Here is a 26,784-nt window from a genome sequence, read left to right on the forward strand (position 1 = left end):
CAGCGACGGGTATGCGGTGCACATGACGTTGGACGACCTGCACGACGAGCCGGTGCCCGACTGGCGACCTCCGATGCTGGCCACCTTGACCGACCGCCGGTTCTCCGATCCACACTGGATCTTCGAGCGGAAGTTCGACGGCGAGCGATGCCTGGCGTTCCGCGACGGTAAACGCGTGCGGTTGTTCTCCCGTAACCATCAACCGCTCAACGGGACCTACCCGGAACTCGTCGATGCTTTGGCCGCGCAACCGGTCTCCCGGTTCGTCGTGGACGGGGAGGTTGTGGCGTTTCGAGGCCGCCGCACCAGCTTCGCCCGGCTACAGGGCCGTCTGGGAATCACCGACCCCAAACAGGCCCGGGCAACCGGCATCCCGGTCTTCTATTACATTTTCGACTTGCTGCACCTGGACGGAAAGTGCACCACAGAACTGCCGCTGCTGCAGCGAAAGAAACTGTTACGCAAATCGTTTCAATTCACTGTCCCGCTGCGATACACCCCGCATCGACTGGAGCACGGTGAGGAGGCCTACCGCGCCGCGTGTGCTCGCGGCGATGAGGGCGTGATCGCCAAACGAGTCGACGCGCCCTATACAGGGCGACGATCGCCGAACTGGCTGAAGTTCAAGTGTGTTCGAGATCAGGAGTTCGTGATCGGCGGATACACCGCACCCAAAGGCAGCCGCATGGAACTCGGCGCGCTGCTAGTGGGCTACTACGACGGGCGCGATCTGGTCTATGCGGGCAAGGTGGGCACCGGATTCGACGAGGCCACGCTGCGCAGTCTGCACAACCGCTTGTCGGCCATTGAGCAAGACAAGCCACCGTTCACCCGCGGGTTGGTTCGCGAGGCCGGAACCCGATGGGTACGACCGGAAATGGTCGCACAAGTCGGATTCAGCGAGTGGACACGCGACGGCAAGTTGCGCCATCCGCGCTACAGCGGGCTACGCACCGACAAGGATCCCAAAGACGTGGTGCGGGAGACGCGCTGATGCCCGAACTGCCGGATGTGGAGGGGTTCCGGCGGGAACTGGCGAACAGCCTGCCCGGCCGGCGGGTCCGCGATGTGGACGTGCGCGACACCGGGATCCTGCGCAACACCAGTGCCCATACCCTGCGCCGACGTTTGACTGGACATCGTTTCCGCACCCCGCGCCGGCACGGGAAATGGCTGATTTTGCCGACCGATGGCCCAACGTTGTTGGTGCACAGCGGGATGACGGGCCATCCTTACTACGCACCCGACGATGCGCAAACCGACGGTCCGGTGCGGCTCGTGGTGGCATTGGATCGCGGTGAGCTCCACTATCTCGATCAGCGCAAGCTGCGTGGCGTCTGGTTGGCCGATGACGAAGACACTGCCGGCGTGATGGGCCCGCAGGGCCCGGACGCCCTCGACATCGACTGGCCGGCGTTTCGGGATCTACTGTCCGGCCGCCGCGGCGGCCTGAAGGCCACACTGCTGAACCAGTCGGTGATCGCCGGTCTCGGCAACCTGCTGATCGACGAAATATGCTGGCAGGCTGGACTGCATCCCACTCGCTCGACCGCCGGCCTGGACGCCGACGAGCTCAAGCGGTTGCACGCCGTCGTGAGACGTGTGCTGCGGACGGCGGTGCGCCATGGCTGCGTTCCAGGCCTGCCGCGCTGGCTTACGGGCGCTCGCGACGAGCCCGACCCCAGCTGCCCCAGGTGCGGCACACGACTCAACAAGACCCGTGTCGCAGGCAGAACCACCATGTGGTGCCCGCGCTGTCAAAAGCGCTAGCCCCCAATAGCATCGCCGATGCGCGGGCACAGCGTAATCTTTAGGACATGAGCTTCACCAGATGGATGGCGATCACCGCCGTGGCAGGTGCTGTCGTCGCCGTGCAGTCAACTCCGGCGATCGCCCAGGCCGAACTGCACAACATCACTTACATCGCTCGAGTCGACGGGGTAGCCCCCGGCACGCAGGCCACCTTCCGGGTCAACGACGACGAGACCAGCACCACAACGCTGAGCTCGATACCGGGCAACACTTTCCAAGCCAATGAGGTGCTATCCGATCCCGCCAGGGCCGGCATGCAAGTAGTAGTCCCCTGGCCCTATGCGGCGACCGTGCATTGCGAGATCCACGTCGACGACAATGTCGCCGCACAAGTAGACCGGTCGGTGGCACTGACGCTGGGCAACAGCGACCCCAACCGGGTGGTGTCCTGCGGCGCCCCGCTCACCTAAGGCGTTACGGCCGCCAGCCCGTCGCATCGGCCCACTCAAACGCCTGGCGGTAGGCGTCCTTGGCGTCGGCCCGCGCACCGGGAACGGCGGTGAGCCAGTCCACCAACAACAGCGCGTACCGCTGATTCGGCCAGCCGTCGACCCGCAGGTGAACACGCGTGGGACGGCCCGGATCGGCCGAGCCGTGAAACCGCTTGTCCCACAAGGCAGTGTCATCGGTCAGCGGCGTGTCCGCGGTGATGGCGTCGATACGTGGATAGCCCGCAGGCAGCAGCGGGCCGGCAAGTTCGTCGGCAACCGCCAGCGACTCGACGGTGACCTGAATGTCGATGATGTCCTCGGCGTCCATGCCGGGCACCGCTGTCGGACCGATGTGGTCGACCCGCAACGCTTTTGCGCCGCAGGTGGCCTTGAGCCGCGCGACAATGCGCTGTGCCTGCTCGGGCCAGGTCGGGTCAGCCGGCACAACCTGCGGTGATCCAGCGACGACGTGACGAGCCTTGAGATTGCGCGCAAATGGGGCGATGCGCTGATTCCACACCTCACGCGCACGCTCGGCCAGTGCCTCCGGTGTACCGGAGTTGTCCAACCAGACGTCGGCGACGGCGCGCCGCTGCTCGTCGTTGGCTTGCGCGGCGATGCGGGCGCGGGCGTCGTCTTCGGCCATGCCGCGTTGGTCGACCACGCGTCGCAGCCGCACGGCGGCATCGGCGTGGACGACGACGACAAGCGGAAACAGCGGCGCCATACCCGATTCCACCAGCAGTGGAATGTCTTCGACCACGACGGCATCCTCTGGAACGCCGGCGATGATCTCCGCTCGACGCTTACCCACCAGCGGGTGGACGATCCCGTTGAGCGTTTTCCGGCTTTCGTCGTCGCTGAATGCTTTGGCCGCCAACGCCGGTCGGTCCAGCGAACCGTCGGGCTGCAAGATGTCCTCACCGAAAGCCTCGACCAGAGCCGCCAGCCCTTCGGTGCCCGGCTCGACCACCTCGCGGGCGATGACATCACCGTCGACGATGATCCCGCCGCATTGTGCAAACGTTGCCGCTACCGCGGATTTCCCGGCGCCGATCCCTCCGGTCAGCCCGATCCGAAGCATTCCCGGTTGCGCTTAGGCGCTGCCGGCGAGCTTCTCCCGCAACGCGGCGAGTTGCGCGTCGCTGGCCAGCGAGCCGCCGCTGGACTGATCGTCGTCTGACGACCCATTGGCCGGTGCTTGTTCGGCCTCGGCGGCTTGCTCGGCGGCCGCGAACTTCTCCATCTGCGCGGTGTGCATCTTGTGCCGGCGCTCGGCCTCGGCGTAGCGGGCCTCCCACTCGGCGCGCTGTTTTTCGAAACCTTCGAGCCACTCGTTGGTTTCGGAGTCGAAGCCCTCGGGGAATATGTAGTTGCCCTGCTCGTCGTAGCTGTCGGCCATGCCGTACTTCGCCGGGTCGAACTCTTCGGTGTAGTCCTCGTTGGCCTGCTTGAGCGACAACGAAATCCGGCGACGTTCCAAGTCGATGTCGATGACCTTGACCATCGCGTCGTCACCGACGGCGACCACCTGGTCGGGCACCTCGACGTGCCGCTCAGCCAGCTCGGAGATGTGCACCAGACCTTCGATGCCTTCCTCGACGCGGACGAACGCACCGAACGGAACCAGCTTGGTGACCTTACCCGGCACGATCTGACCGATCGCGTGAGTGCGGGCGAAGTGCCGCCACGGGTCTTCCTGAGTCGCCTTGAGCGACAACGACACCCGCTCACGGTCCATGTCTACGTCGAGCACCTCCACGGTGACCTCGTCACCGACCTGCACCACCTCGGAGGGATGGTCGATGTGCTTCCAACTCAGCTCGGAGACGTGCACCAAACCGTCGACCCCGCCGAGGTCGACAAAGGCGCCGAAGTTGACGATGGAGGACACCACGCCCTTGCGGATGGCGCCCTTCTGCAGCTGATTGAGGAACTCGCTGCGCACCTCGGACTGCGTCTGCTCCAGCCAGGCCCGCCGGCTCAGCACCACGTTGTTGCGGTTCTTGTCCAGCTCGATGATCTTGGCCTCGAGCTCCTTGCCGATGTAGGGCTGCAGATCCCGGACCCGGCGCATTTCGACCAGCGAAGCCGGCAGGAAGCCGCGCAGCCCGATGTCGAGGATCAGGCCGCCCTTGACGACCTCGATGACGGTGCCCTTGACGGCCTCGTCCTTCTCCTTGAGCTGCTCGATCGTGCCCCAGGCGCGCTCGTACTGTGCGCGCTTCTTGGACAGGATCAGCCGGCCCTCTTTGTCCTCTTTGGTGAGAACCAGCGCCTCGACCTTGTCACCGACCGACACCACTTCATTGGGGTCGACGTCGTGCTTGATGGACAGCTCGCGGGACGGAATGACACCTTCGGTCTTGTACCCGATATCGAGCAGGACCTCGTCACGGTCAACCTTGACGATCGTCCCTTCCACGATGTCGCCATCGTTGAAGTACTTGATTGTTTTGTCGATGGCGGCGAGAAAATCCTCGCTCGAGCCGATGTCGTTGACGGCTACTTGGGGCGAGGTGACGGTGGGACTCGGCATATGGGGGGTTGCTCCGGACAGGTTTGGTCGTAGGGACAGGTTGTGTTGTGTTCGATTGCCGGGCCCCTCCCCATCGCGCTGCGCGCTCTGCGTCGTCGCCCGGCCATCCATCGAGGCTACTCGACGGTGCACACGCTGGACAAACTCGGTCTTCCAGCTGCTAGATCCCGATCAGACTACCCTGCGGTCGCCTTTTGCCCGCAAAAGCCGGAAAAAGGGTGCCTTCCAGGCCAAGGCGAAGGTCTCCAGCAGTGCCAGCGGAATGTGTACCAGCAGCGCGACAGTGTACGCCAAGCGCTGGGCGTTGGCCGAAACGAAGACATCATAGGCGACCAGGATGATTCAGCAACGGAGCCAGGTGCGCGGCGAGCAGTGCGGCATTCCACAGCCGACTTGGCCAGCGCGTAGCGCCGATCAGGGGCGAGTCACCGTGGTCCGCAGCTGCGAACCCGGATCGCGATGTGCCGATGCCATCGCTCACTCCAATCCGTTGGTCCACAACAACTTCGGAGAGGACGGCTTGGCATGTCCCTCAGTGCGCGGCAGCGTCCCAGCTGCGACCGTAGCCCACCGAGACCTCGAGCGGGACGTCGAGCGGATAGGCGCTACACATTTTGTCGCGCACCAGGGCCTCGAGTTGCTCCCGCTCCCCGTCGGCGACCTCGAACAACAACTCGTCATGCACCTGCAGCAGCATGCGCGACCCCAGCCCGGTGCTTTTGAGCGCCTTGTCGACCTCGATCATCGCGACCTTGATGATGTCGGCCGCACTGCCCTGGATCGGGGCGTTGAGCGCGGCCCGCTCGGCCGCCTCGCGCACTTGGCGGTTGCTGCTGTCCAACTCGGGTAGATACCGCCGACGACCCAGCACCGTGGAGGTGTAGCCGTCCTTGCGAGCCTGTTCGACGACCGCATGCAGATAATCGCGAACCCCGCCGAACCGGGCGAAGTAGGCGTCCATCTGGACCTTCGCCTCCTCGGTGGAGATCTTCAGCTGCTGAGACAGCCCGTAGGCGCTCAGCCCGTACGCCAACCCGTAGGACATCGCCTTGACCCGGCGCCGCAGCTCGGGTGTCACCTCTTCGATCGGCACCCCGAATGCGCGGGAGGCGACGAACGAGTGCAGATCCTCACCGGTGCGGAACGCTTCGACCAGCCCCTCGTCTTGGGAAAGGTGCGCCATGATCCGCATTTCGATCTGGCTGTAGTCGGCGGTCATCAACTCGGCGTAACCCGGACCGACCACAAACGCGTCGCGGATCTGGCGGCCGGCGTCGGTGCGGATCGGAATGTTCTGCAAGTTGGGCTCGGTCGACGAGAGCCGCCCCGTCGCGGCGATGGTCTGGTTGAACGTCGTGTGGATACGCCCGTCGGCGGCAACGGAATTCAGCAACCCGTCTACGGTGACTTTGAGCCGGGTCACATCGCGGTGGGTCAGCAGGTGCTGCAGGAACGGATGCCCGGTCTTGTCGAAGAGCGACTGCAACGCATCAGCATCGGTGGTGTAGCCGGTCTTGGTGCGCTTGGTTTTCGGCATATCCAACTCGTCGAACAGCACTACCTGCAGCTGTTTGGGAGAGCCGAGATTGATTTGCTTGCCGATAACCGCATACGCGGCCTCGGCGGCGTCGCGGATCTGATCACCGAATTGGCTTTGCAGCGTGGACAATCGGTCGAGGTCGACGGCGATGCCGGCGGCCTCCATTCCGGCCAGCACCCTCTGGACCGGTAGCTCCATCTCTGCCAACAACGCGGTGGAGTCGATACGGGCGAGCTCGGCGTCCAGCGCGTCGGCCAGGTCGGCCACTGCCCGGGCCCGGAGGATCGTGGTCTGCACCGCCTGGTCGTCGACGCCGTCGGTGTCGTCCAACAGCGAAAGTTGCCGCTGCTCCGGTGCTTCCGCACGCAGCTCGCGACGCAGATAGCGCAGCGACAGGTCGTCAAGGGTAAAGCTGCGCTGACCCGGCCGTACCAGGTAGGCGGCCAGCGCGGTGTCGGAGGTAACGCCGTTCAGTGTCCAGCCGCGCCCGGCGAGGTCGTGGATGGCCAACTTCGCCTCGTGCAGCGCCTTCGGGAGATCGTCGTCGGCGAGCCAGGTAGCCAGCGCCGTGTCATCGTCCGGTGTCAGCGTGGCGGTGTCGATGTAGCCGCCCTCACCGTCGGCGGCGGCGACGGCCAATGCGGTGGCGTCGCCGTCGTAGGGCACGTGGGTGCCGACCACCGCCAGACCGGATCGACGGCCGTCGCCGGCGTGCTCGGCCAGCCACTGTTTGACCGTGCCGGGTTCCAGCGGACCGCCTCGCACGTCGAATCCCTCGTCGACCTCTGGTTCGACCGCGGCCAGCGTCTCGAACAGCCGGTCCCGCAGCACCCGGAATTCCAGCTGGTCGAAGAGCTGGTGGATTTGGTCGCGATCCCACGGCTGCATGCGCAGCGTGTCGGGAGTCTGCGCCAGCGGCACGTCTTTGACCAGGTCGGTGAGCTCGCGGTTGCGCACCACGCTGGCCAGATTTGCGCGCAGCGCATCGCCCACCTTCCCTTTGACGGTGTCGACGTTGTCGACCAGCGCTTGCAGGGAACCGTATTCAGCGATCCACTTCGCCGCCGTCTTCTCCCCCACGCCGGGGATTCCCGGCAGGTTGTCGCTGGGATCGCCGCGCAGAGCCGCGAAGTCGGGATACTGCTTGGGGGTCAGCCCGTATTTGTCATAGACGGCCTCCGGGGTGAAGCGGGTCAGCTCGCTCACCCCTTTTCGCGGGTAGAGCACGGTCACGTCGTCGCTGACCAGTTGCAGCGCGTCACGGTCGCCGGTGACCACCAATACCCGGTAGCCTTCGGATTCGGCCTGGGTGGCCAGCGTCGCGATCAGGTCGTCGGCTTCGAAGCCCGGCTCGGCGAGCACGGTGATTCCCAGCGCGGCAAGGACTTCCTTGGTGATGTCGATCTGGCCCTGGAATTCTTCGGGGGTCGTTGTTCGGTTGGCCTTGTATTCGGGATAGCGATCGGACCGAAAGGTCTGGCGTGACACGTCGAACGCCGCGGCGATGTGCGTCGGGGACTCGTCGCGCAACAGGTTGATCAGCATCGCGGTGAACCCGTAGACCGCATTGGTGGTCAGACCACCCGCTGTCTTGAAGTTCTCCGCCGGCAGCGCATAAAACGCCCGGAATGCCAGGGAATTGCCGTCGAGCAGCATCAGCGTCGGCCTGTCGTCAGCGGCCTGGCCGGCTTGCGTTTTCGCGCTTGCGGTCTTCGCTGGACTCACGGCCCTAACTCTAGGCACCCGCACCGACGCTGCGCTCATCGCCGCGGCGCAGTGCTCTCCTTCCGACAATCAGGGTCGTTTCGCCCTGCCGGAAGACGGCGAAGGGTGGGGTCAGTCGTGGATGCGCGGATGTCGCGCGCGATCGGAGGGCCTTTTCGAGGACGGCGACAAGCTCGGCCAACCTCCTGGGGCCGACCTCCGGCTGGTAGTGGCCCGACATCATGCGCGCCCCGTCACGGATCGCACCCAGATGCCGTGCGCTGCTCAGATAATCGGGCACGCTGGCCGACGGGATGGCGCCGGCCAGAACCACACCGCTGGCCGGGCCCGGCGCGTCGTAGAGAAAATCGCCGACGAACACAAAACCCCGGCCGCGGTCGAGCACCCCCACCGAGTCCGCCGTGTGGCCCGGCATCGCCACCAGTTCCACCTGCCGGCCGCCGAGGTCGATGCTGTCTCCCACTTTCCACCATTCGTCGACCGGGAAAGTTCGCGGCAGCGGCGCAAGGCGCACCGAAAATGGCGGGTGGAGTTCTTCTGATGTCGCCATGGACCGGTTGACCGCGAGGTCCGCCATCGCGATCCGCGCGCTGGCGAGCCGGGCTAACCGCCGGTGGTTGCCGATGTGGTCGTAGTGAGCATGCGAGCAGAGCACCGTGAGGGGAAGGTTGGTAAGCCCCCGAATTACTGCCCCGATGTCGCGCCGGCCCGATCCCGAGTCGAAGAGCAATGCGCGCTGCTCGCCCAACAGCAGATACTGATTGTTGCGCTGCCAGTAACGCTGTTCATGGATCACGAAAGTCCGTTCTTCGAGGGGCTTTACCGCGTACCAATCGCCCATGCTCACCGTGATCTCGAACGTCGTTACCACAGCTCACGATACTGAGTGAGCCGGAACCGACCGGCGAAACTGCAACACGTTTCAGTTTCGATCTCGTAGTCGGTACGCTAACCGCGTGCCAGCATCATCCGTACAACCGGCTATCGATGGGTGGTTCGCCACTGACGAGTCCGGCCAGACCCACCTGATTGGCGCCAAGTGTCCGCGATGCGGCACCTATGTCTTTCCGCCGCGCGCCAACAACTGCCCAAACCCGGGCTGCGACGAAGATCAGCTCGAGCAGGTGCCGCTGTCGCGGCGCGGCCGGCTGTGGAGCTACACCGAAAACCGGTATGCGCCGCCGCCGCCTTATCCCGCCTCGGAACCGTTCGAGCCGTTCGCGATCGCCGCCGTCGAACTGGCCGACGAGGGCCTGATCGTGCTGGGCAAAGTCGTGGACGGCACCCTGGCCGCCGATCTGAAGGTCGGCATGCAGATGGAGCTGACCACCATGCCCCTGTTCACCGATGACGACGGGGTGGAGCGGATCGTCTACGCGTGGAGGATCGCGTCATGAGCACGCCCGAACCGCTCTACATCCTGGGTGCCGGGATGCACCCGTGGGGTAAGTGGGGCAACGACTTCACCGAATACGGGGTGGCGGCCGCCCGGGCTGCCCTGAGGGAGGCCGGGCTGGAGTGGCGGCAGATCCAGCTGGTGGCCGGAGCCGACACCATTCGCAACGGCTACCCGGGCTTCGTGGCCGGGTCGACGTTCGCGCAGAAACTGGGCTGGAACGGGGTGCCGGTCAGTTCGAGCTACGCGGCGTGCGCCAGCGGCTCGCAAGCCCTGCAGAGTGCTCGGGCCCAGATCCTGGCGGGCTTCTGCGACGTGGCGCTCGTGGTCGGCGCCGACACCACACCGAAGGGGTTCTTCGCGCCCGTCGGCGGTGAGCGTAAGAACGACCCGGATTGGCAGCGCTTCCACCTCATCGGCGCCACCAACACCGTGTACTTTGCACTGCTGGCACGGCGGCGGATGGACCTCTACGGCGCCACGCTCGAGGACTTCGCCCAAGTGAAGGTCAAGAACTCCCGGCATGGGCTCAACAACCCGAACGCCCGTTACCGTAAGGAGAACTCGATCGAAGACGTGCTGGCCAGCCCGGTGGTCTCGGATCCGCTTCGGCTGCTGGACATCTGCGCAACCTCCGACGGGGCGGCGGCGCTGATCGTGGCCAGTAAGTCCTTCGCCGAAAAACACCTGGGCTCAGTAGCGGGCGTGCCGTCGGTGCGCGCGGTGAGCACGGTCACGCCGCGCTATCCGCAGCACCTGCCTGAGTTGCCGGATATCGCAACGGATTCCACCGCTGTCGTGCCGGCGCCGGAGCGTGTCTTCAAGGATCAGATCATCGACGCCGCGTACGCCGAGGCCGGCATCGGGCCAGAGGACCTGAGCCTGGCCGAGGTGTACGACTTGTCCACCGCACTCGAGCTCGATTGGTACGAGCACCTGGGGCTGTGCGCCCGGGGCGACGCGGAAGCGCTGCTGCGCAGCGGCGCGACGACGATCGGCGGCAAGATCCCGGTCAACCCGTCCGGCGGGCTGGCCTGTTTCGGCGAGGCCATCCCGGCACAGGCGATCGCTCAGGTCTGTGAGTTGAATTGGCAGTTGCGCGGTCAGGCCACCGGGCGGCAGGTCGAGGGCGCCACCGTCGGGATCACGGCCAACCAAGGCCTGTTCGGTCACGGCTCCTCGGTGATCGTCGCGCGCTAGGCCCGACCCACTTCCCGCGCTTCCCGCGAGCTCCCCTCCTTCCCTCCCGCGAGGGTGCGCGTTTGTACGTCGTTCACGGCGTGTCGGCGTACCAAGACGCACGCTCGCCGGCCGGCGGGTCAGGTGTCCAGCGTCTCGAGCACGACTTCGGCGACTCGCTTCATCGTGGTGCGCCGGTCCATGGCGGCACGCTGAATCCATTTGAACGCTTCGGGTTCGGTCATCCCCTGCTTGGCCTGCAATAAACCCTTTGCCCGTTCGACAAGCTTGCGGGTTTCCAGCCGCTCGGACAACGTCGCCACCTCGCGTTCCAACGCGCTGATCTCGCTGAACCGGCTCATGGCCAGTTCGATGGCTGGAATCAGATCGCTGACGGTGAACGGTTTGACCAGGTAGGCCATTGCCCCGGCGTCGCGTGCTCGCTCCACCAAGTCGCGCTGGCTGAACGCGGTCAGCACCACGATCGGCGCTATGCGCTTGCCGGCAATCTCCGACGCCGCGTCGATGCCGTCGCGGCGCGGCATCTTCACATCCATGATCACGAGATCGGGGCGAAGCTGCTCGGCCATTTCGACTGCCTCTTGCCCGTCACCGGCCTCGCCGACGAGGTCGTAACCCTCCTCCCGAAGCATTTCGGCCAAGTCCATCCGGATAAGCGCCTCATCCTCGGCGATCAGGACCCGGCGTGGGCGGGCAGCGTCGACGTCGGTCGTGGAGCCGGTCATGACGTCATTGTGTCGTGGACGGTGACCACCAGCGACCGCGGGGTTGTGACACCGCGCCGGCGTACGCATCCTCTATGGTGGGAGGCCGAATACCCGACGAGCCCTCGTATCCCAACTGGCAGAGGAACTGGACTCAAAACCCAGACAGTGTGGGTTCGAATCCCACCGAGGGCACTGAAAGGGCACTGAAAGCGCGAACTACCGCGGGCGCCGCGACCCGATGAGCTGACCCCAATCCCACTAACACGCAGCGGTGTTTACGCATACTGAAAGGCATGCGGATAAGCGGGGCGTTTTTGGCTGAGAAGACCGAAGCGGTCAACAACAAGCTGAACGTGCAGGGCGGTGTCATATCCAGGTACAAGGTCGGCCCCGACCGGGTAGCCCAGTTCGACATTGTGGTGCTGACCCAAGGCGACGACAGCGATGCAGACCGGCTGGTTGTCATAGAGGTCTCGCCGCCCAACGGCGGACAGCCCCTGCATTTGCACCGCGAACTGCCGGCCAACTTGATGACCGCGGACACCGGCTTTGCCTGCTTCCAGTTCCGACTCACCTTGAATGTGAATGGCCGCTGGACCGTTTCCATGACTGGCGCTGCGGGAGCTGTTTCGCTGCCACTGACCGTGAGTGGCCCGCCGCCGCGGAACAGAACCTAGACGCCCGGCCCCGAACCTTCTGGCGCTAGCTTCGCCGCGCGGGGTATCCAGCAAAAATGCTGTTCACCATCGGCCACGGCGCCCAGACCGCCGAGGAGCTCAGCGCCAAGCTTCGACGGCACCAGGTCGATCTGCTGGTCGATGTGCGCAGCTTTCCCGGCTCGCGGCGCAACCCCGACGTGTCGAAAGAAGTCATGCCAGCCTGGCTACAGGACGCCGGAATCGAATACCGCCATGAGCCTGACCTCGGAGGACGGCGCAAGCCCCCGGCCGACCCGACTCCGCGGGACCGATGGTGGGAAAACCCGCAGTTCGCCAACTACGCGGGCCACACCCGCACACCCGCATTTCAAGCCGCCTACCAGCGACTTTTGCGGGAGGCCGAGAATCGAAACGTCGCAGTTATGTGCGGGGAACCGACCTGGTGGCGCTGCCATCGTCGGATGATCGCCGACCTGGCCACCCGGGACGGCCAGGCGGTGCTGCACATCATGCCCAACGGGTCGCTAGCTGAGCACCGCATGTCGGAGTGGCTTACCAGCCCGCTGCCCGACGGCTAGGCTTTTGCTGTGGCGGTTAAGGACCGTGGCGCGCCATCAGTCTGGACAACGGGTTCGTCGCGAACGCCGGACTGTGTCGGCGCAGCGCGGACTCACTCGCGCGCCCGCAACCAGCACTACGTCGACAGCGTGGCGCGGCGGCTCCGGTTGCTCAACATCAATGCCGGGATGGCGGTATTGGTGTGCGTGGCGTTTGGAGTTGTCGGACTGTTCGTGGGTACGTCGCGCGTGCAGATCATCAACGTTGTCAGCGCGTTGGTTTTCGCGAGCGTCCCGCTGCTGCACCGGTTCGGTGGATTGGTTGCACCGCTGGTCCTTTGCTCCGCCGGTTATCTGTCGATCTTCGTTATCACCTGGACCATAGGAACCGGATCTGGCCTGCAATTCTTCTTTCTGGTCGTGGTCTGCGTGGTGGTGTTGCAACTCGGCGTCGAGCACGTCAAGCTGGCGCTGACGCTGGCGGCCGTCGGCGCCGGATTGATGACCACCCTCGAATTCCTCGTCCCCCGCGACACCGGGGTGCAGCCCGCGTGGGCGACGTCGCTGGGTTTCGTCATCGCAACCACCTCAGCCTGCGCGATGGTGGTCGCGACGTTGTGGTACGCCATGCGTGGAGTCGCGCGCGCTGAGGCCGTCATGGAAGTCGAGTACGACCGCTCAGAGGCGCTACTCGCCAACATCATGCCGGCGAGCATCGCGGCCCGGCTGAAAGACCCGGCCCGCAACATCATTGCCGATAAGTACGACGACGCCTCGGTTCTGTTCGCTGACATCGCTGATTTCACCGAGCGGGCCAGCGACACCGCCCCGGAGGAGATAATCCAGTTCCTGAACCGGCTTTACACCGCATTCGACGCACTGGTCGACAAATACGGGCTGGAGAAAATCAAAGTCAGCGGTGACTGCTACATGGTGGTCAGCGGAGTGCCGTGGCCGCGCCGGGACCATGTCGCCGCGCTCGCGCAGCTTGCGCTGGACATGAAGGACGCAGCCGCGGCGATCAAAGACCCCCATGGGCGCCAAGTGGCGCTACGGATCGGTCTTGCCACCGGGCCCGTGGTGGCCGGCGTGGTGGGGTCGCGCCGGTTCTTTTACGACGTGTGGGGCGACGCAGTCAACGTCGCTTCGCGGATGGAATCCACCGACTCGATCGGCCGGATCCAAGTGCCGGAAACGGTGTATGAGCGGCTGAAAAACGACTTCGTCTTCGAAGAGCGCGGCGAAGTCAATGTCAAGGGCAAGGGCCGGATGCGTACCTGGTACCTGATTGGCCGTAAACCGGACGCAGCTTCAAGTCGGTTGCGCTCCAAGGTTTCCCAAACAGCCGGCGTTTAACCGAACGCCCTGGGAACGGCGCGCCGGCGCCCAACACACCGCTGAGTCTGGCACACCGCGAAACGTTCCATCCGAATCGGAGTTTGTGGGAAACTCCGGGTATGCAACCCACTGTCCCACGCTTGCTGCCGCACCTTTGGAAGTCCACTTTGATATCGGGCATTCTGGCGCTGGCTCTCGGCATTCTGACGCTGGTCTGGCCGGCGATCAGCGTCTTGGCCGCAGCCATCGTATTCGGCGCCTACCTGCTGATCACCGGAATCGCCCAAGTGATCTTCGCGTTCAGTCTGCACGTCTCGGCCAGCGGACGCGTGTTGTTGTTCATCAGCGGCGCGGCAGCCCTCGTTTTGGCGGTGCTGTGCTTCCGCAGTCTCTACAATTCCGTGCTCCTGCTGGCGATCTGGATCGGCGTAGGGTTCATCTTCCGCGGTGTGGCGACAACGGTTTCAGCGATCAGCGACCCGGTATTGCCGGGTCGCGCCTGGCAGATCTTTCTCGGTGTGATCAGCCTGCTCGCCGGCATCGTTCTGATCGCGTCGCCCTTCGAGTCCATCGAGATCCTGGCACTGGTCGTCGGCATCTGGCTCGTTGTCATCGGTGTGTTCGAGATAGCGTCGTCGTTGGGCATCCGCAGAGCGTCCAAAGCGCTTGACCGCAGCATCGGCCAAGCATCCGGCGAGGCGTCCAGCGCCGTCTGAGAGCTTCGGCGCCGGCGAGTACCCTGGCAAGCAGTCGTCCACGCTGCCCATATGGAGAGCGAACACATGACTGAAGCCTCGGACAAGCCGCCCAACCCGTCACCCGGGCAGCGCGAAAACCCCGAGGAAGCATCGGGATCCGCTCGCACCTATCAGTATCAGCAGGCTCCCTACCCCTACCCGCCGAGCTACCCGCTACCGCCACAGCAGCCCTACTTCGGCTACTCACCGCCCGCGGCGCCCAGGAACGGCCTGGGCATCGCGTCGTTGGTGTTGGCCATCGTGGCGCTGGTGACTGTGTGGTCGGTGTTCGGCGGTGTCGTACTTGGAATCGCGGCCGTGGTGACCGGGTTCCTCGGGTGGAGTCGCGTCAGGCAGCGCCAGGCCAACAATGGCGGCGTCGCGATCGCCGGCATCGCCTTGGGAGCTCTTGGGATAGTCGTCGGATTAGCCTTCATCGGAGTATGGGTGGCGCTTTGGAAGGACGCCGGCGGTGACAACTACTTCGACTGTTTGCAGCGCGCCGGTGCCGACCGCGATCGTCAGCAGCACTGCGTCGACCAGTTCCGCGAGAAAGTTCAGGACCGCTTCGGCGTCACCGGCACACCGCGCTCGCCGATCCGGTAACACCTCAAAGGCGGCGCCGGCGCGGCATGAATTCCAAGGTCAACAACACGAACGCCAGCGGAAGCACCCGCGTCATCGACACCAGCGCATAACGTCGCTCACCGAGTGAGCGGAACTTACGCAGGTAGCGATAGAGCGACTCCAGCGCGATGAGCGGATCCAACAGATGTATCAAGTGATAGAACAAGCTCTGCATCCGTCCCCGGTTCTTGTCGTCAAAGATCTCCGGGAACGCCGCGAAAGCCAGCGAAAGCCGTTGTGCACCAGCCTCTTTAGCTGCTGTAATCATGTCCACGCTTAACCGCTCGTCGATGCCGTTAGGCGCCCCCCGGCGCCGCCAGGGTGCGTCGAGTGTGACATCGCTTCCGCCGCCGGCCAGCGCGTAGCGGTGAAAGCCCTGTACCCGACCGTTGGCGTCCCTGGCGATGATCAGTTGTATCCCCGGGTAGCGGCCCTCCAACGCGCCATCGAGATTCATCGAGAAGCCGCGTTCGGTGTGCGCCCCGCTGGGCGATGCTTTCAGCACATCGGTCAGCTCGGCCAGCAGCTTCTCGTCGAGCTCTTGCTCGGCGACGATCTCAGTGGTGATACCGAAGTTGTGCGTGCGTTTGACGGCTTGGCGGAGGTTGCGGAATTTGCGGCCCACCATCTCGAAATTGGCGACGTCGATCACGACGTCGCGACCAATCGGCACGGGTCGCAGCGATTGGCCGAGCACCACCGGGTCAGTCCACAACCCAAGTCGTCGTTCGCTGCACGCCACTACCACAATCCGCCAGCCGCGGGTGTGACACATCGCCGCGAAATCGGCCACCAGTTGCGGGAATTGCGTTTCGTCGCCGATGGGATCGCCGCTGACGACCGCATACCCAATCCGGGTTCGGTATGCCAGCGCCGCGGTTCCGTCGGCGCTGAAGTGGTAGCACTTGTTCGCTTGCATGGCGAACGGCGCGAGCGGATCGCCACTGGTGGCGTTGACCAGTTGCCACACGCGCGGCAAATCCCCCGGTCGGCAGCGCGCTGACGTCGGCCACATCAGCGCCAGACCCGTGCCGCCGATCAGCACGTAGCCGAGGAAGTCGAAGGACAACACGTGTGCGGCGATCCCGATGAAGAGGATGAGACTGGCGACGGCGGCGTGCTTGGCGGTCACCGGACGGCCCAGGAAGATGCCGCGCGCGACCAACGCCACGGCCGCCAGGACGGTGAGCGACCAGGCCAGCCGACCCGGAGGTTCCCCGTGGCCCTGGGTATGCTCCCGGACCACGATGGCGATCAGCCAGCAGGCGGCGCTGAGCAGCGCCAATCCCCCGACCCAGCGGGCCGCCGGTGAATTTACGCGAACGACAACTCTTTCCGCTGTCCGGGGGGCGACTGCAACTGACGATTCGTTCACGCGCACCTCCGGTTGTTGCTGGAACCGCCGTTTCTGTTGGCATTGTCGCGTACCGGAAACGTTACGCCTCGACCCCTGCGCCGGTGGCATTCGAACGCAGCTCGCAACCGGATCGTTGCTGCCCGACAGGCGCGCCCGCTAGGGGCGCGATCCCGGGAAATACTTCACGATGCCCTCCTGCACCACGGTGGCGACCGGATGCCCGGAACGGTCGAAGAAATGCCCGCTGCCCAGCCCCCGCGAATCGGCGGCAACCGGCGATGTCGTGGAGTACAGCACCCAGTCGTCGAAGTTGACCTGCCGGTGAAACCACACCGAGTGGTTGACGGTCGCGGCGAAAATGCGGTCGAACCCCCACGACAATCCGTGCCTGGTGATGATCGAGTCGAGCACGGTGGTGTCCGAGCAGTAGAGCATGGTGGCCGTGTGCAGCACCGGGTCGTCGGGCAGCACCCCGTCGGCTTTCACCCAGACGCGGTTGAAGTCCAGTCGTTCGCCTTTGTCCCGCATCACCCACGACGGGTCGTTGGTGTAGCGCCATTCGATGGGTTGCAGCGCGTTGACGAACAGCGGGACGGTGTCCTCGTATCCGCGTAGGAGTTCTTTGACGGGGGGCAACGTCTCGGGATCGGCGACGTCGGGTGGTTCGATGTTGTGCTCGAGGCCGCGACCGCCCGACAAATAGGAAATCATCCCGGTCGCCAGTAGTGTGCCGTCCTGCGTCATATCGATGCGCCGGTTGGCGAACCGGCGCTCGTCGCGCAGCCGGGTCACCCGGAACTCGATGTCTTTGGCGGTGTCGCCCCCGTTGATGAAGTGCACCGAAAGCGCGTTGGGCGGCAGGTCGCGGGTCCGCGTGCGACTGGCGGCGACGAACGATTGCGCCATCAACAGACCGCCGAATGTTCGCGGCGGGTTCTTGCTGGGATGGGATCCGATGAAGACGTCGTCGCCGACAGGATTGAGGTCCAATACCGCCATCAGCTCGTCGAAATCGGACACTGGCCTCAGACGTCTTCTTCGCCGATGCGGTGCACGTGGATCAAATTAGTGGACCCGACGGTGCCCGGCGGTGCGCCGGCCACAATGACGACGAGATCACCGCGCTTGTAGCGGCCCAGCTCCAGCAGCGACTTGTCGACTTGCCGGATCATGCCGTCGGTGGATTGCATGTGCGGAACAATGAATGTTTCTGTGCCCCAAGTCATCGCGAGCTGGCTACGCACCTCGGGCAGATCGGTGAACGCCAGCAACGGCAATGGTGTGTGCAGCCGGGCCAGTCGGCGGACGGTGTCGCCAGACTGGGTGAACGCGACCAGGGCCTTAGCGTCCAGCCGCTCGCCGATGTCGCGGGCGGCGTAGGAAATCACCCCGCGCTTAGTTCGCGGCACATGTGTCAGCGGCGGCGCCTCTGTCGAATTCTCTTCGACTGCACAGATAATCCGGGACATTGTTTGCACAGCAGCGAGCGCGTGCTTTCCGACCGCTGTTTCCCCGGACAACATCAGGGCGTCCGCGCCGTCGAGCACCGCGTTCGCGACATCAGAGGCTTCAGCGCGGGTAGGACGCGGGTTTTCGATCATCGAGTCAAGCATCTGTGTCGCCACGATAACGGGTTTTGCGTTCTCCCTTGCCATTTGGATGGCCCGCTTCTGCACCAGCGGAACTTCTTCGAGCGGCAGCTCGACGCCCAGGTCACCGCGGGCCACCATCACTGCGTCGAAAGCCAATACGACGGCCTCGAGATTGTCTATGGCTTCTGGCTTTTCGAGCTTGGCGATCACTGGAACCCGGCGCCCGACCCGGTCCATCACATCGTGGACCAGCTCGACATCGGACGGTGAGCGTACGAACGACAGTGCCACCATGTCCACGCCCAGGTCGAGCGCGAACTGCAGGTCCTGGACGTCCTTCTCTGACAAGGCGGGAGCCGAAACGTTCATCCCCGGCAACGACATTCCCTTGTTGTTGCTGACCGGGCCTCCTTCGGTGACCGTGCAGACCACGTCGTCGCCGTCGATGTCTTCCACCACCAGACCGACGTTGCCGTCGTCGATCAGCACCCGGTCGCCGGGCATGGCGTCGCGGGCTAGCTGCTTGTAGGCCGTCGACACGCGGTCGTGAGTTCCGATGCAGTCGGCGACGGTGATCCGAACCGTTTCGCCGCTCGCCCAGTACGTCGAGCCCTCCGCGAAGCGGCCCAACCTGATCTTGGGCCCCTGCAGATCGGCGAGCACGCCGACGGCGCGACCGGTGGCGTCCGAGGCAACCCGAACCCGTTCATAGGCGGCTTTGTGATCGCTGTAGTCGCCGTGGCTGAAGTTCATTCTGGCGACGTCCATTCCGGCCTCGACCAGCGCTCTGACTACTTCATCAGAGTTGCTGGCCGGGCCGAGGGTACAGACAATCTTTCCGCGCCTCGCCACGACGACACAGCATAGTCGGGGTCGACGAATTACCCGGTATACAGCGTCGGAATCAACGGAAACCCAGGCAGGTTCCGCAGCACCGTCCAGGCAAGGGTGACGGTGAGGATGGTCATCAGCACGGGCAAGGGCAGCGCGGCCTTTCGCCGGTGGCGCCGCAGCAGGAGCCATGCCGCGAGCATCGGGAGACCCACGAGCAGGAACACGTTGTCGGTTACCGCCGCCATGAGGTCACCGTGCAGCACGTCGTGTGTCATCCGAAGCCCACCGCAGAAGGGGCAGTTCCAGCCGGTGAGGAGGCGGAACGGGCAGATCGGGAACATGGAGTTCTGGTTATGGGGGTCGACGAATCCGACGGCGATGAACGCCCCTGCTAACAGCGCGCCCGCGCTCAGCACGGCGTACAACCCGCGGCGTTGGCCTCCTACCGGGCTACGTTCCATCACGCAGTGGACGGCCCTGCGGGTCGCGGACTTTATCGGTGAGTATCAAGACGGCGTCGACCAATCCCCAGACCACCGCTCCGACACCCACGGTGATGAAGCCCACAATCATCTGGGCGATTCCCAACCCGACCTGACCGAGGTAGATGCGGCCGATGCCGACGATTCCGAGCAGGCCGATCAGCTGGAGCAGGCCGGCCACGATCTTGGATTTGTCCGAGAACGGCTCGCCGGTCACCGGGTGCCGACCGTATGGTGCCGTCGGGTCTGGAAGGCTGCCCGGTGGGTAACTCGGTGGCTGCGCCTGATAAGGATCGGTCACGTTATCAGCATGCCAGTTTTGTGCGGCCCTGCACCGCTATCGACCCAACCTGCGGGTCAGCCGGTTCAGTCGCGACCTCCATCGCGGCATTGTTGCGGTGGTCGACTCAGTCACCTGTGGCGCCGGTTTTTGGTCTTGGTCTTGGCCTTGCGCCGCAGCGCCGGCCTCGGCCGGTTCTCCTTCGGCGGCCACTGATTGCTCGGTCACCTCGGGCTCGGGCTCGTCGGCCTGTTCAGCTTCGGGCTCCTCAGGCTCGGTGACCGGGATTTCCGGCTGCTCAGCCTCAGCCTCCGGTTCAGCCTCAGCTTCTGTTTCGTCGGCTTCTGCGACTGCGGGTTCCTCCACGCGTTTTTCGGTCTCGGCTTCCTCGGGTTCGGCTTCCTCAACCTCCTCCGCGACTTCCTCGGCTTCGATTTCCTCGGGGTCCTCCGCGACGGCCTCGAGCTCTGCTTCCTCAGGCTCCTCCGCCGCTTCCTCAGCCTCCTCCGCGACTTCCTCGGGCTCGACTTGCTCAGGCTCCGCCGCCGCTTCCTCGGCTTCGATTTCCTCGGGGTCCGCGGCGACGGCCTCGGACTCGACTTCCTCGGGTTCCTCCGCCGCTTCCTCCGCTTCGGCTTGTTCGGCCCCCTCCGCGACGGCCTCGGCCTCGACTTCCTCAGGCTCCTGCGCGGCTTCGTCGGTCTCGGCTCCCTCGGCCTCCTCCGCGACGGCCTCGGCCTCGACTTCCTCAGCCTCCTCGGCGACGGCCTCAGCTTCGGTCTCTTCGGCCTCCTCGGCAGTTGCCGTCTTCGGTGCGCTGTCCGCCGCGTCGACCGTGTCTACGTCGACTGCTTCGTCTTCAGCCGCTGGCGTCGCCGCTGGAGAATCAGCCTCCTCGTCGACTTCTGCGCCCTGGGCCGCGCCGGATGTTGCAGCGACACCAACCAACTCGCGAGCCGCCACCGCCTCGCGTTTCGGCGCGGCCTTGCCGCCGAGCGTCGCCGGATCCTCTCGGCCCTTGGGAGCCAAAATGAGGTAGACCACCGCGCCAATCAAGACGAAAGTCGATGTGAACGAGTTGATCCGGATACCGGCGATATGTGTGGCGGCATCGTCGCGCAGCAGCTCGATGCAGAACCGCCCGACGCAGTACCCGGCGACGTAAAGCGCGAACAGCCGACCGTGCCCCATTATCAAGCGCCGATCCACAATGATCAGGACGGCGAAAACGACTAGGTTCCAAAGCAACTCGTACAGAAAAGTCGGCTGCACCACCAGCGCGACCTGGCCGTTAGACACCCCGTCGAGCGAATGCACATCGACAAGTCCAGATGGGTCTTGCCGGTAGTAGAGCTTCAGACCCCACGGCAGCGTGGTTTCCCGCCCGTACAGCTCTTGGTTGAAGTAGTTTCCTAGGCGGCCGATAGCCTGGGCCAGCACGATGCCCGGAGCGACAGCGTCGCCGAAGGCGGGAAGCGGAATGTTGCGACGGCGGCAGCCGATCCACGCCCCGACACCACCGAGCGCCACCGCACCCCAGATCCCCAAGCCGCCGTCCCAGATTCGCAGCGCCGCAATCGGCCCCGCGCCGCCCTCTGCGAAATACAATTGCCAATCGGTGACCAGGTGGTAGAGCCGGCCACCGGCCAACCCGAAGGGCACCGCCCACAGCGCGATGTCGTAGATGACGCCGCGCTCACCGCCGCGCGCCGCCCAGCGCCGATCACCGATCACCAGCGCGACCACGATCCCGACGATGATGAACAGTGCGTACGCGCGAATCGGCACCGGGCCCAGGTACCAGACGCCGCGTGGCGGGCTCGGGATGTAGGCAAGCACAGTCGTCGTCATGGCGAAGAAATCCTTTGGCGCACACCGGCAGCCAGTTCTTCGGTCAGCGCGCGCAGCGCGGGGATGCCCTCGGTCAACGTCGACACCAGCGCTGATCCGACGATGACCGCATCGGCGTAGCCGCCGATCTGTGCGGCCTGTTCGCGCGAACGAACGCCGAGCCCGACGCCGACAGGTATGTCAGAGACTGCCCGTATCCGGCTTACCAGCTCCGGTGCAGCCTGCGACACGGCGTCACGGGCACCGGTGACGCCCATCGTCGATGCGGCGTAGACGAACCCGCGCGATGCCTCGACCGTTGCCGCCAGCCGCTGCGGCGTCGAGGACGGCGCTACCAGAAAGATGCGATCCAGCCGGTGCCTGTCTGAGGCGGTCAGCCACTCTTCGGCCTCGTCGGGAATGAGGTCCGGTGTGATCAACCCATGCCCACCGGCGGCGGCCAGGTCGCGGGCGAACGCGTCGACCCCGTAACGCAGCACAGGATTCCAGTACGTCATGACGACGGCACGACCACCCGCCGCAGTGATTGCCTCCACGGCCGCCAAACTGTCGCGAACACGCACCCCACCCCGGAGGGCGGCTTCTGAAGCCGTCGCGATCGTGGGTCCATCCATGCCCGGATCTGAGTACGGGATGCCGACTTCGACTAGATCGCAACCCGATTCGACCAAGGCAGTCATCGCCTTCACCGACGTCTGCACGTCAGGGTATCCGGTCGGCAAGTAGCCGACCAGCGCTGCCCGGTTGTCCCGTTGACATGAGCTGAACAGCTCCGCCAGCTGACTTGTCTCGCTCTGCTCCACAGTCACGAGCTTTCCTTGTCGAGCAGGCCGAACCACTCGGCCGCGGTCGCGACATCCTTGTCGCCACGACCCGACAGGTTCACGACGATGATTGCACCGCTGCCCATTTCGACACCGAGTTTGAGTGCCCCGGCCACCGCGTGCGCGGATTCGATGGCGGGGATGATGCCTTCCGTGCGGCACAGCAGGCGAAATGCGTCCATCGCCTCGGCGTCGGTGATGGGTCGATATTCGGCGCGACCCGTCTCCCTGAGCCATGCGTGCTCGGGCCCTACACCGGGATAATCCAACCCGGCCGAAATCGAGTGTGACTCGATGGTCTGCCCATCCTCGTCCTGCAGCAGGTAGGAGAAGGACCCCTGGAATGCACCGGGTGACCCGCCGGTGAATGTGGCCGCATGACGGCCGGTTTCGATGCCGTCGCCGGCTGCCTCGAAGCCCACCAAGCGCACTCCGGGATCGTCGAGAAATGCGTGGAAAATGCCGATGGCGTTGGATCCACCACCGACACAAGCCGTGACGGCATCGGGCAATTTTCCGGCCTGGTCTTGAATCTGCACGCGCGTTTCGAGGCCGATGACTCGCTGGAAGTCCCGCACCATCGTCGGGAACGGATGCGGCCCGGCGGCAGTGCCGAAACAGTAGTAGGTGTTGTCGGCATTGGTCACCCAGTCCCGAAACGCTTCGTTGATCGCATCTTTGAGAGTCTTCGAGCCGGACTCTACGGAGATCACCTCGGCGCCGAGCAGTCGCATCCGAGCCACGTTCAGCGCCTGCCGGGCGGTGTCAACGGCACCCATGTAGATGACACAGTCCAGACCCAGCAGCGCGCAGGCCGTCGCGGTGGCCACCCCGTGCTGGCCCGCGCCGGTCTCGGCGATCACCCGCGACTTGCCCATCTGCCTGGCGAGCAGAGCCTGGCCAAGAACGTTGTTGATTTTGTGAGAACCGGTGTGGTTCAGGTCTTCTCGCTTGAGGAATATCCTCGCCCCACCGGCATGCTGGCTGAGCCGAACAGCCTCATAGAGCGGAGAGGGCCGACCGGTGTAGTTGGCCTGCAACTTGTCCAAGGCATCCAGGAAGCCCTGATCGGTACGGGCCTTTTCGTAGGCGGCAGTGACCTCTTCGATCACCGCCATCAACGCTTCGGCGACGAATCGGCCACCGTACGCACCGAAATGGCCGCGCGAATCGGGGTCGTGGCTGGTCGGTTCGGCGATGGCCGCGCTGGAGCGCGGAAGTTCCGGGCGGTGCACGCCTAACGGGCGGGCTTTGGACAAGACGGATGCCTCCCCGCCGTGACCAGATCGGCGACGGTCGCGCGGGGGTCGCCACTGGTGACCAGACCTTCGCCGACCAGAACCGCGTCGGCGCCGGCGCCGGCGTAGGCCAGCAGATCGGCGGTGCCGCGTACCCCGGATTCGGCGACTCGGATCACGTCGGTCGGCAGTCCGGGTGCGATACGCGCGAAGCAATCCCGGTCGACTTTCAGGGTTCGCAGATCCCGCGCGTTGACACCGATTACTCGCGCTCCGGCCTTCAGTGCGCGGTCGGCTTCTTCTTCGGTGTGCACCTCGACCAGCGCGGTCATGCCCAGCGACTCGGTGCGCTCCAACATCGACACCAGGGCGGACTGCTCGAGCGCGGCGACGATCAACAGCAGCATGTCGGCGCCGTGGGCGCGCGCCTCGTGAATCTGGTAGGGCCCCACCACAAAGTCTTTACGCAACACCGGAACACTCACCGCCGCGCGCACCGCGTCAAGGTCGGCCAGTGAGCCGTTGAAGCGACGCTCTTCGGTGAGCACGCTGATGATCCGCGCGCCGCCCTCCTCATAAGTGCGGGCCAACGCAGCTGGGTCAGCGATTGAGGAGAGTTCACCCGCCGACGGACTGGCACGCTTGACTTCGGCGATGACGGCAATCCCAGGTTCGCGCAACGCCGCCATCACGTCGAGCGGCGGCGGCATCGCCTCGGCGGCCGCCTTGACCTCGGACAAGCTGACGGCGGCTTCGCGAGCGGCAACATCGGCACGGACTCCCTCGATGATCGAGTCGAGCACGGTAACCGAACTCATGCCTGTCGGTCCTTCCCCGCGGGCCCCGCAGAATCGATGACGTTCATCGAAGGGTAGCGACCGTCGGCCCGCACTTTGTCACCGACCCTCCGTGGAGTTGCGCGGATTGTCAGCATCACTTCGTTTGGCATCGTCGACCGCGGTGGGATCACGGCCTTCGTCGAGGGCATCCCAAATCATCCGCTCCGACATCGCCTCATCGTTCTGCGACACCTGTGACCGCCGGGCCGCGGGTGCGACGTATTTCGTGGGGCCACCGCGCGCCGCCGTCCGCATCAACAACACCGCACCGGCGAGGGTGCACAGCGCCGCGGCCAGCGTGATCACCGCGCCGGCGTGATAGCGCTGGCTGCCGACCAGCGTCAGCAGCGAGATGTGCGTGAGGTCTGCCGCGCGCGCCGCCCAGTCGGCAACGACCCAGTGGCTGATGGCCAGGTACCCGATGGCCAGGCTGGCCACGGCCACCACCACAGCCAGGACCCGCAGCGTCCAGCCCCGTACCGCCAGCGCTGCCACGGCGGTGACGAGCAGCAAGATCGCCAGTGGCAGCAGCGCCGTGGACCAGGTCGCGCCGGACAAGGTGATGGTCTTCGGCTGTCCCAGCCCGTCGAACGAGCGGATCGCCACCCACGGCAACCGGGATGCCGCCGCAAGTCCGGCTGCCGCGACGACCAGCAGTATTTGCGCCAGCCGGCGCTCAGCCATCGGGCTTGGTAAGGGTCTCGGCGGCGGCGATCGCGTTGAGCACCGCCTTGGCCTTATTCGTGGCTTCGGTGTGCTCGTAGGGTCCGTTGGAGTCGGCCACCACCCCGCCGCCGGCCTGAACGTAGGCGGTGCCGTCGTGCATCAGCGCGGTTCGGATGGCGATCGCGAAATCGGCGTTGCCGGCGAAGTCGAGGTAGCCGACGACACCGCCATACAGGCCCCGGCGCGTGATCTCCACCTCCTCGATCAGCTCCATCGCCCGCACCTTCGGAGCGCCGGACAGCGTGCCCGCGGGAAAGCAGGCGGTCACCGCATCGAGCGCGGTGCGGCCTTCGGCCAGCATCCCGGTCACCGTCGATACCAGGTGCATGACATGGCTGTAGCGCTCGATGTGGCTGTAGTCCTCGACCCGTACCGTGCCCGGCACGCATACCCGCCCGAGGTCGTTGCGGCCCAGATCGACCAGCATCAGATGCTCGGCACGCTCCTTCTCGTCGTGGAGCAGTTCCTTTTCTAGCAGCTGGTCTTCTTCGTCGGTGTGTCCGCGCCAGCGGGTGCCGGCGATCGGATGCGTCGTAGCCCACCGGTCTTGCACGGTGACCAGCGCCTCCGGGCTGGAGCCGACGATCGAAAATGCAGTTTCGCCAACATCATTGGGGATGTGCAGCAGATACATATACGGGCTGGGGTTCGACACCCGCAGCATCCGGTAGACGTCGATCGGCTCGACGTCGGTGTCCATCTCGAAACGCTGTGACGGCACCACCTGAAAGGCCTCGCCGCGTTCGATCTCGTGCACCAGGCGCTCGACGATCGCGCTGTATTCCTCGACGGTGCGCTGGGCGCGATGTTTCGGCTCGGGGCGGCTGAAGGTGGCCACGGTTGACGGCAGCGGCTGGCTGAGGGCCGTCGTCATCACGTTGAGCCGTTCGACGGCGTCGTCGTAGGCCTCGTCGACCCGCTCGTCGGTGCCGTTCCAGTTGACCGCATTGGCGATCAGAGTGATGGTCCCCTCGTGGTGGTCGACCGCCGCCAGATCGGTGGCCAGCAGCAACAGCATGTCCGGCAGGTGAAGGTCGTCGACGGCCAGCTCCGGCAGCCGCTCCAGCCGTCGCACCAGGTCATAGGCGAAAAAACCCACCATGCCGCCGGACAGCGGCGGAAGCCCGGGCAGCGCAGCGGTGGCCAGCAGCTCGAGCGTGGCGCGCAGGGCCTGCAGCGGGTCTCCGCCGGTGGGGGCATCTTGTGGCACGGCGCCAAGCCACACTGCCTCGCCATCACGGACCGTCAACGCCGACGGCGAGCCGGCGCCGATGAACGACCACCGCGACCAGGACCGGCCGTTTTCCGCCGACTCCAGCAAGAAGGTTCCCGGCCGGTTGGCGGCCAACTTCCGATAGGCCGACAGCGGGGTCTCGGCGTCGGCCAGCACCTTGCGGGTCACCGGGACCACCCGATGCTCGGCGGCGAGCACCCGGAAGTCCTCGCGCGAGGTGGTGGCGAGCTGGGCAGGCACCCATCTATCTTCCAAGTCA

General features: G+C 65.2%; 26 protein-coding genes and 1 tRNA gene. 11 read left to right on the forward strand and 16 right to left on the reverse strand.

Features of this window, described 5'->3' with window-relative positions; genetic code table 11:
* Positions 1–22 precede the first annotated feature (22 nt).
* From ligD to MSP7336_RS18025, 3 genes are read left to right on the forward strand one after another with little or no spacing between them, the layout of a single operon-like run.
* Positions 23–994 carry a non-homologous end-joining DNA ligase gene (ligD, locus tag MSP7336_RS18015; RefSeq protein WP_113965043.1) on the forward strand — a complete coding sequence of 324 codons (972 nt, stop codon included), beginning with the start codon at positions 23–25 and terminating at the stop codon, positions 992–994.
* Positions 994–1,770, forward strand: a complete 777-nt coding sequence (locus MSP7336_RS18020; RefSeq protein WP_113964262.1) for an Fpg/Nei family DNA glycosylase — start codon at positions 994–996, stop codon at positions 1,768–1,770. Before ligD ends, MSP7336_RS18020 begins: the two co-directional genes overlap by 1 nt.
* Positions 1,771–1,817: 47 nt before the next feature.
* Entirely contained in the window at positions 1,818–2,222 is a 405-nt protein-coding gene (locus MSP7336_RS18025) for a hypothetical protein (RefSeq protein ID WP_069397662.1), read from the forward strand.
* Positions 2,223–2,226: 4 nt separating this feature from the next.
* Here the strand turns inward: MSP7336_RS18025 and coaE are convergent, their stop codons facing one another.
* From coaE to MSP7336_RS18050, 4 genes are all read right to left on the reverse strand, one after another.
* A complete protein-coding gene (gene coaE / locus MSP7336_RS18030; protein WP_113964263.1) occupies positions 2,227–3,327 on the reverse strand; it encodes a dephospho-CoA kinase in 1,101 nt (366 codons plus the stop codon).
* Between the two features lie 12 nt (positions 3,328–3,339).
* Positions 3,340–4,782: a 30S ribosomal protein S1 gene (gene rpsA, locus MSP7336_RS18035; protein WP_069397664.1), complete on the reverse strand. Its 1,443-nt coding sequence runs from the start codon at positions 4,780–4,782 to the stop codon at positions 3,340–3,342.
* Positions 4,783–5,314: 532 nt separating this feature from the next.
* Positions 5,315–7,978 carry a DNA polymerase I gene (gene polA, locus MSP7336_RS18045; protein WP_113965045.1) on the reverse strand — a complete coding sequence of 888 codons (2,664 nt, stop codon included), beginning with the start codon at positions 7,976–7,978 and terminating at the stop codon, positions 5,315–5,317.
* Positions 7,979–8,057: 79 nt separating this feature from the next.
* The gene (locus MSP7336_RS18050; RefSeq protein ID WP_069397665.1) at positions 8,058–8,918 is read right to left on the reverse strand and encodes an MBL fold metallo-hydrolase; all 861 of its coding nucleotides are present in this window, start codon (positions 8,916–8,918) and stop codon (positions 8,058–8,060) included.
* Positions 8,919–9,003: 85 nt separating this feature from the next.
* Between MSP7336_RS18050 and MSP7336_RS18055 the strand changes: the two genes are divergently transcribed.
* A complete protein-coding gene (locus MSP7336_RS18055) occupies positions 9,004–9,444 on the forward strand; it encodes a Zn-ribbon domain-containing OB-fold protein (protein WP_113964264.1) in 441 nt (146 codons plus the stop codon).
* A complete protein-coding gene (locus tag MSP7336_RS18060; RefSeq protein ID WP_113964265.1) occupies positions 9,441–10,643 on the forward strand; it encodes a lipid-transfer protein in 1,203 nt (400 codons plus the stop codon). Before MSP7336_RS18055 ends, MSP7336_RS18060 begins: the two co-directional genes overlap by 4 nt.
* Before the next feature lie 119 nt (positions 10,644–10,762).
* On the opposite strand, the gene MSP7336_RS18065 is transcribed toward MSP7336_RS18060, so the two are convergent.
* Positions 10,763–11,368, reverse strand: a complete 606-nt coding sequence (locus tag MSP7336_RS18065; RefSeq protein ID WP_069397668.1) for an ANTAR domain-containing response regulator — start codon at positions 11,366–11,368, stop codon at positions 10,763–10,765.
* Positions 11,369–11,468: 100 nt separating this feature from the next.
* Here MSP7336_RS18065 and MSP7336_RS18070 point away from each other — a divergent pair.
* The 6 genes from MSP7336_RS18070 (at position 11,469) to MSP7336_RS18095 (ending at position 15,247) form a co-directional block, all read left to right on the forward strand.
* Positions 11,469–11,542, forward strand: a tRNA-Leu gene (locus MSP7336_RS18070).
* A gap of 122 nt (positions 11,543–11,664) precedes the next feature.
* Entirely contained in the window at positions 11,665–12,027 is a 363-nt protein-coding gene (locus tag MSP7336_RS18075; RefSeq protein ID WP_372507674.1) for a hypothetical protein, read from the forward strand.
* A gap of 56 nt (positions 12,028–12,083) precedes the next feature.
* Positions 12,084–12,587 carry a DUF488 domain-containing protein gene (locus MSP7336_RS18080; protein ID WP_113964266.1) on the forward strand — a complete coding sequence of 168 codons (504 nt, stop codon included), beginning with the start codon at positions 12,084–12,086 and terminating at the stop codon, positions 12,585–12,587.
* Positions 12,588–12,596: 9 nt separating this feature from the next.
* Positions 12,597–13,922, forward strand: a complete 1,326-nt coding sequence (locus MSP7336_RS18085) for an adenylate/guanylate cyclase domain-containing protein (protein WP_069396788.1) — start codon at positions 12,597–12,599, stop codon at positions 13,920–13,922.
* 101 nt (positions 13,923–14,023) lie between these two features.
* Positions 14,024–14,620, forward strand: coding sequence for an HdeD family acid-resistance protein (locus tag MSP7336_RS18090; RefSeq protein WP_069396789.1), 597 nt, complete (start codon positions 14,024–14,026; stop codon positions 14,618–14,620).
* Between the two features lie 66 nt (positions 14,621–14,686).
* On the forward strand, positions 14,687–15,247 hold the full coding sequence (locus MSP7336_RS18095) for a DUF4190 domain-containing protein (RefSeq protein WP_069396857.1): 561 nt from the start codon (positions 14,687–14,689) through the stop codon (positions 15,245–15,247).
* Positions 15,248–15,251: 4 nt separating this feature from the next.
* On the opposite strand, the gene MSP7336_RS18100 is transcribed toward MSP7336_RS18095, so the two are convergent.
* The 11 genes from MSP7336_RS18100 to MSP7336_RS18150 form a co-directional block, all read right to left on the reverse strand.
* Positions 15,252–16,643: a bifunctional lysylphosphatidylglycerol flippase/synthetase MprF gene (locus tag MSP7336_RS18100; RefSeq protein WP_244917489.1), complete on the reverse strand. Its 1,392-nt coding sequence runs from the start codon at positions 16,641–16,643 to the stop codon at positions 15,252–15,254.
* Between the two features lie 138 nt (positions 16,644–16,781).
* Positions 16,782–17,624, reverse strand: a complete 843-nt coding sequence (locus MSP7336_RS18105; RefSeq protein WP_113965048.1) for an acyl-CoA thioesterase II — start codon at positions 17,622–17,624, stop codon at positions 16,782–16,784.
* A gap of 26 nt (positions 17,625–17,650) precedes the next feature.
* Positions 17,651–19,069 carry a pyruvate kinase gene (gene pyk / locus MSP7336_RS18110; RefSeq protein ID WP_069396791.1) on the reverse strand — a complete coding sequence of 473 codons (1,419 nt, stop codon included), beginning with the start codon at positions 19,067–19,069 and terminating at the stop codon, positions 17,651–17,653.
* A 29-nt stretch (positions 19,070–19,098) separates the two neighbouring features.
* Entirely contained in the window at positions 19,099–19,512 is a 414-nt protein-coding gene (locus MSP7336_RS18115) for a DUF2752 domain-containing protein (RefSeq protein WP_069396859.1), read from the reverse strand.
* Positions 19,502–19,834 carry an NINE protein gene (locus MSP7336_RS18120; RefSeq protein WP_069396792.1) on the reverse strand — a complete coding sequence of 111 codons (333 nt, stop codon included), beginning with the start codon at positions 19,832–19,834 and terminating at the stop codon, positions 19,502–19,504. Before MSP7336_RS18120 ends, MSP7336_RS18115 begins: the two co-directional genes overlap by 11 nt.
* A 36-nt stretch (positions 19,835–19,870) precedes the next feature.
* A complete protein-coding gene (locus MSP7336_RS18125; protein ID WP_113964268.1) occupies positions 19,871–21,664 on the reverse strand; it encodes a prolipoprotein diacylglyceryl transferase in 1,794 nt (597 codons plus the stop codon).
* The gene (trpA, locus tag MSP7336_RS18130) at positions 21,661–22,503 is read right to left on the reverse strand and encodes a tryptophan synthase subunit alpha (RefSeq protein ID WP_113964269.1); all 843 of its coding nucleotides are present in this window, start codon (positions 22,501–22,503) and stop codon (positions 21,661–21,663) included. The genes MSP7336_RS18125 and trpA overlap by 4 nt, the downstream gene beginning before the upstream one ends.
* Positions 22,470–23,747 (reverse strand): tryptophan synthase subunit beta, encoded by a 1,278-nt coding sequence (trpB, locus tag MSP7336_RS18135; protein WP_244917490.1) that lies wholly within the window; start codon positions 23,745–23,747, stop codon positions 22,470–22,472. Before trpB ends, trpA begins: the two co-directional genes overlap by 34 nt.
* Positions 23,726–24,544: an indole-3-glycerol phosphate synthase TrpC gene (trpC, locus tag MSP7336_RS18140; RefSeq protein ID WP_113964271.1), complete on the reverse strand. Its 819-nt coding sequence runs from the start codon at positions 24,542–24,544 to the stop codon at positions 23,726–23,728. Before trpC ends, trpB begins: the two co-directional genes overlap by 22 nt.
* A 78-nt stretch (positions 24,545–24,622) precedes the next feature.
* The gene (locus MSP7336_RS18145; RefSeq protein WP_069396796.1) at positions 24,623–25,249 is read right to left on the reverse strand and encodes a TIGR02234 family membrane protein; all 627 of its coding nucleotides are present in this window, start codon (positions 25,247–25,249) and stop codon (positions 24,623–24,625) included.
* Positions 25,242–26,765, reverse strand: coding sequence for an anthranilate synthase component I (locus tag MSP7336_RS18150; protein ID WP_113964272.1), 1,524 nt, complete (start codon positions 26,763–26,765; stop codon positions 25,242–25,244). Before MSP7336_RS18150 ends, MSP7336_RS18145 begins: the two co-directional genes overlap by 8 nt.
* Between the last annotated feature and the right edge of the window lie 19 nt (positions 26,766–26,784).

Source organism: Mycobacterium shimoidei (genome assembly GCF_900417275.1).
Taxonomy (GTDB): domain Bacteria; phylum Actinomycetota; class Actinomycetes; order Mycobacteriales; family Mycobacteriaceae; genus Mycobacterium; species Mycobacterium shimoidei.

What these genes read in the sequence shown, in the direction of transcription:
- MSP7336_RS18095 (WP_069396857.1), top strand. Translation starts at nt 14,687, where the DNA reads ATGACTGAAGCCTCGGACAAGCCGCCCAACCCGTCACCCGGGCAGCGC.
- rpsA (WP_069397664.1), bottom strand. Translation starts at nt 4,782, where the DNA reads ATGCCGAGTCCCACCGTCACCTCGCCCCAAGTAGCCGTCAACGACATC.
- MSP7336_RS18020 (WP_113964262.1), top strand. Translation starts at nt 994, where the DNA reads ATGCCCGAACTGCCGGATGTGGAGGGGTTCCGGCGGGAACTGGCGAAC.
- trpC (WP_113964271.1), bottom strand. Translation starts at nt 24,544, where the DNA reads ATGAGTTCGGTTACCGTGCTCGACTCGATCATCGAGGGAGTCCGTGCC.
- ligD (WP_113965043.1), top strand. Translation starts at nt 23, where the DNA reads ATGACGTTGGACGACCTGCACGACGAGCCGGTGCCCGACTGGCGACCT.
- polA (WP_113965045.1), bottom strand. Translation starts at nt 7,978, where the DNA reads ATGCTGCTCGACGGCAATTCCCTGGCATTCCGGGCGTTTTATGCGCTG.
- MSP7336_RS18105 (WP_113965048.1), bottom strand. Translation starts at nt 17,624, where the DNA reads ATGGCGGTATTGGACCTCAATCCTGTCGGCGACGACGTCTTCATCGGA.
- MSP7336_RS18125 (WP_113964268.1), bottom strand. Translation starts at nt 21,664, where the DNA reads ATGACGACGACTGTGCTTGCCTACATCCCGAGCCCGCCACGCGGCGTC.
- MSP7336_RS18080 (WP_113964266.1), top strand. Translation starts at nt 12,084, where the DNA reads ATGCTGTTCACCATCGGCCACGGCGCCCAGACCGCCGAGGAGCTCAGC.
- MSP7336_RS18090 (WP_069396789.1), top strand. Translation starts at nt 14,024, where the DNA reads ATGCAACCCACTGTCCCACGCTTGCTGCCGCACCTTTGGAAGTCCACT.
- coaE (WP_113964263.1), bottom strand. Translation starts at nt 3,327, where the DNA reads ATGCTTCGGATCGGGCTGACCGGAGGGATCGGCGCCGGGAAATCCGCG.
- MSP7336_RS18115 (WP_069396859.1), bottom strand. Translation starts at nt 19,512, where the DNA reads ATGGAACGTAGCCCGGTAGGAGGCCAACGCCGCGGGTTGTACGCCGTG.
- MSP7336_RS18065 (WP_069397668.1), bottom strand. Translation starts at nt 11,368, where the DNA reads ATGACCGGCTCCACGACCGACGTCGACGCTGCCCGCCCACGCCGGGTC.
- MSP7336_RS18025 (WP_069397662.1), top strand. Translation starts at nt 1,818, where the DNA reads ATGAGCTTCACCAGATGGATGGCGATCACCGCCGTGGCAGGTGCTGTC.
- MSP7336_RS18145 (WP_069396796.1), bottom strand. Translation starts at nt 25,249, where the DNA reads ATGGCTGAGCGCCGGCTGGCGCAAATACTGCTGGTCGTCGCGGCAGCC.
- MSP7336_RS18060 (WP_113964265.1), top strand. Translation starts at nt 9,441, where the DNA reads ATGAGCACGCCCGAACCGCTCTACATCCTGGGTGCCGGGATGCACCCG.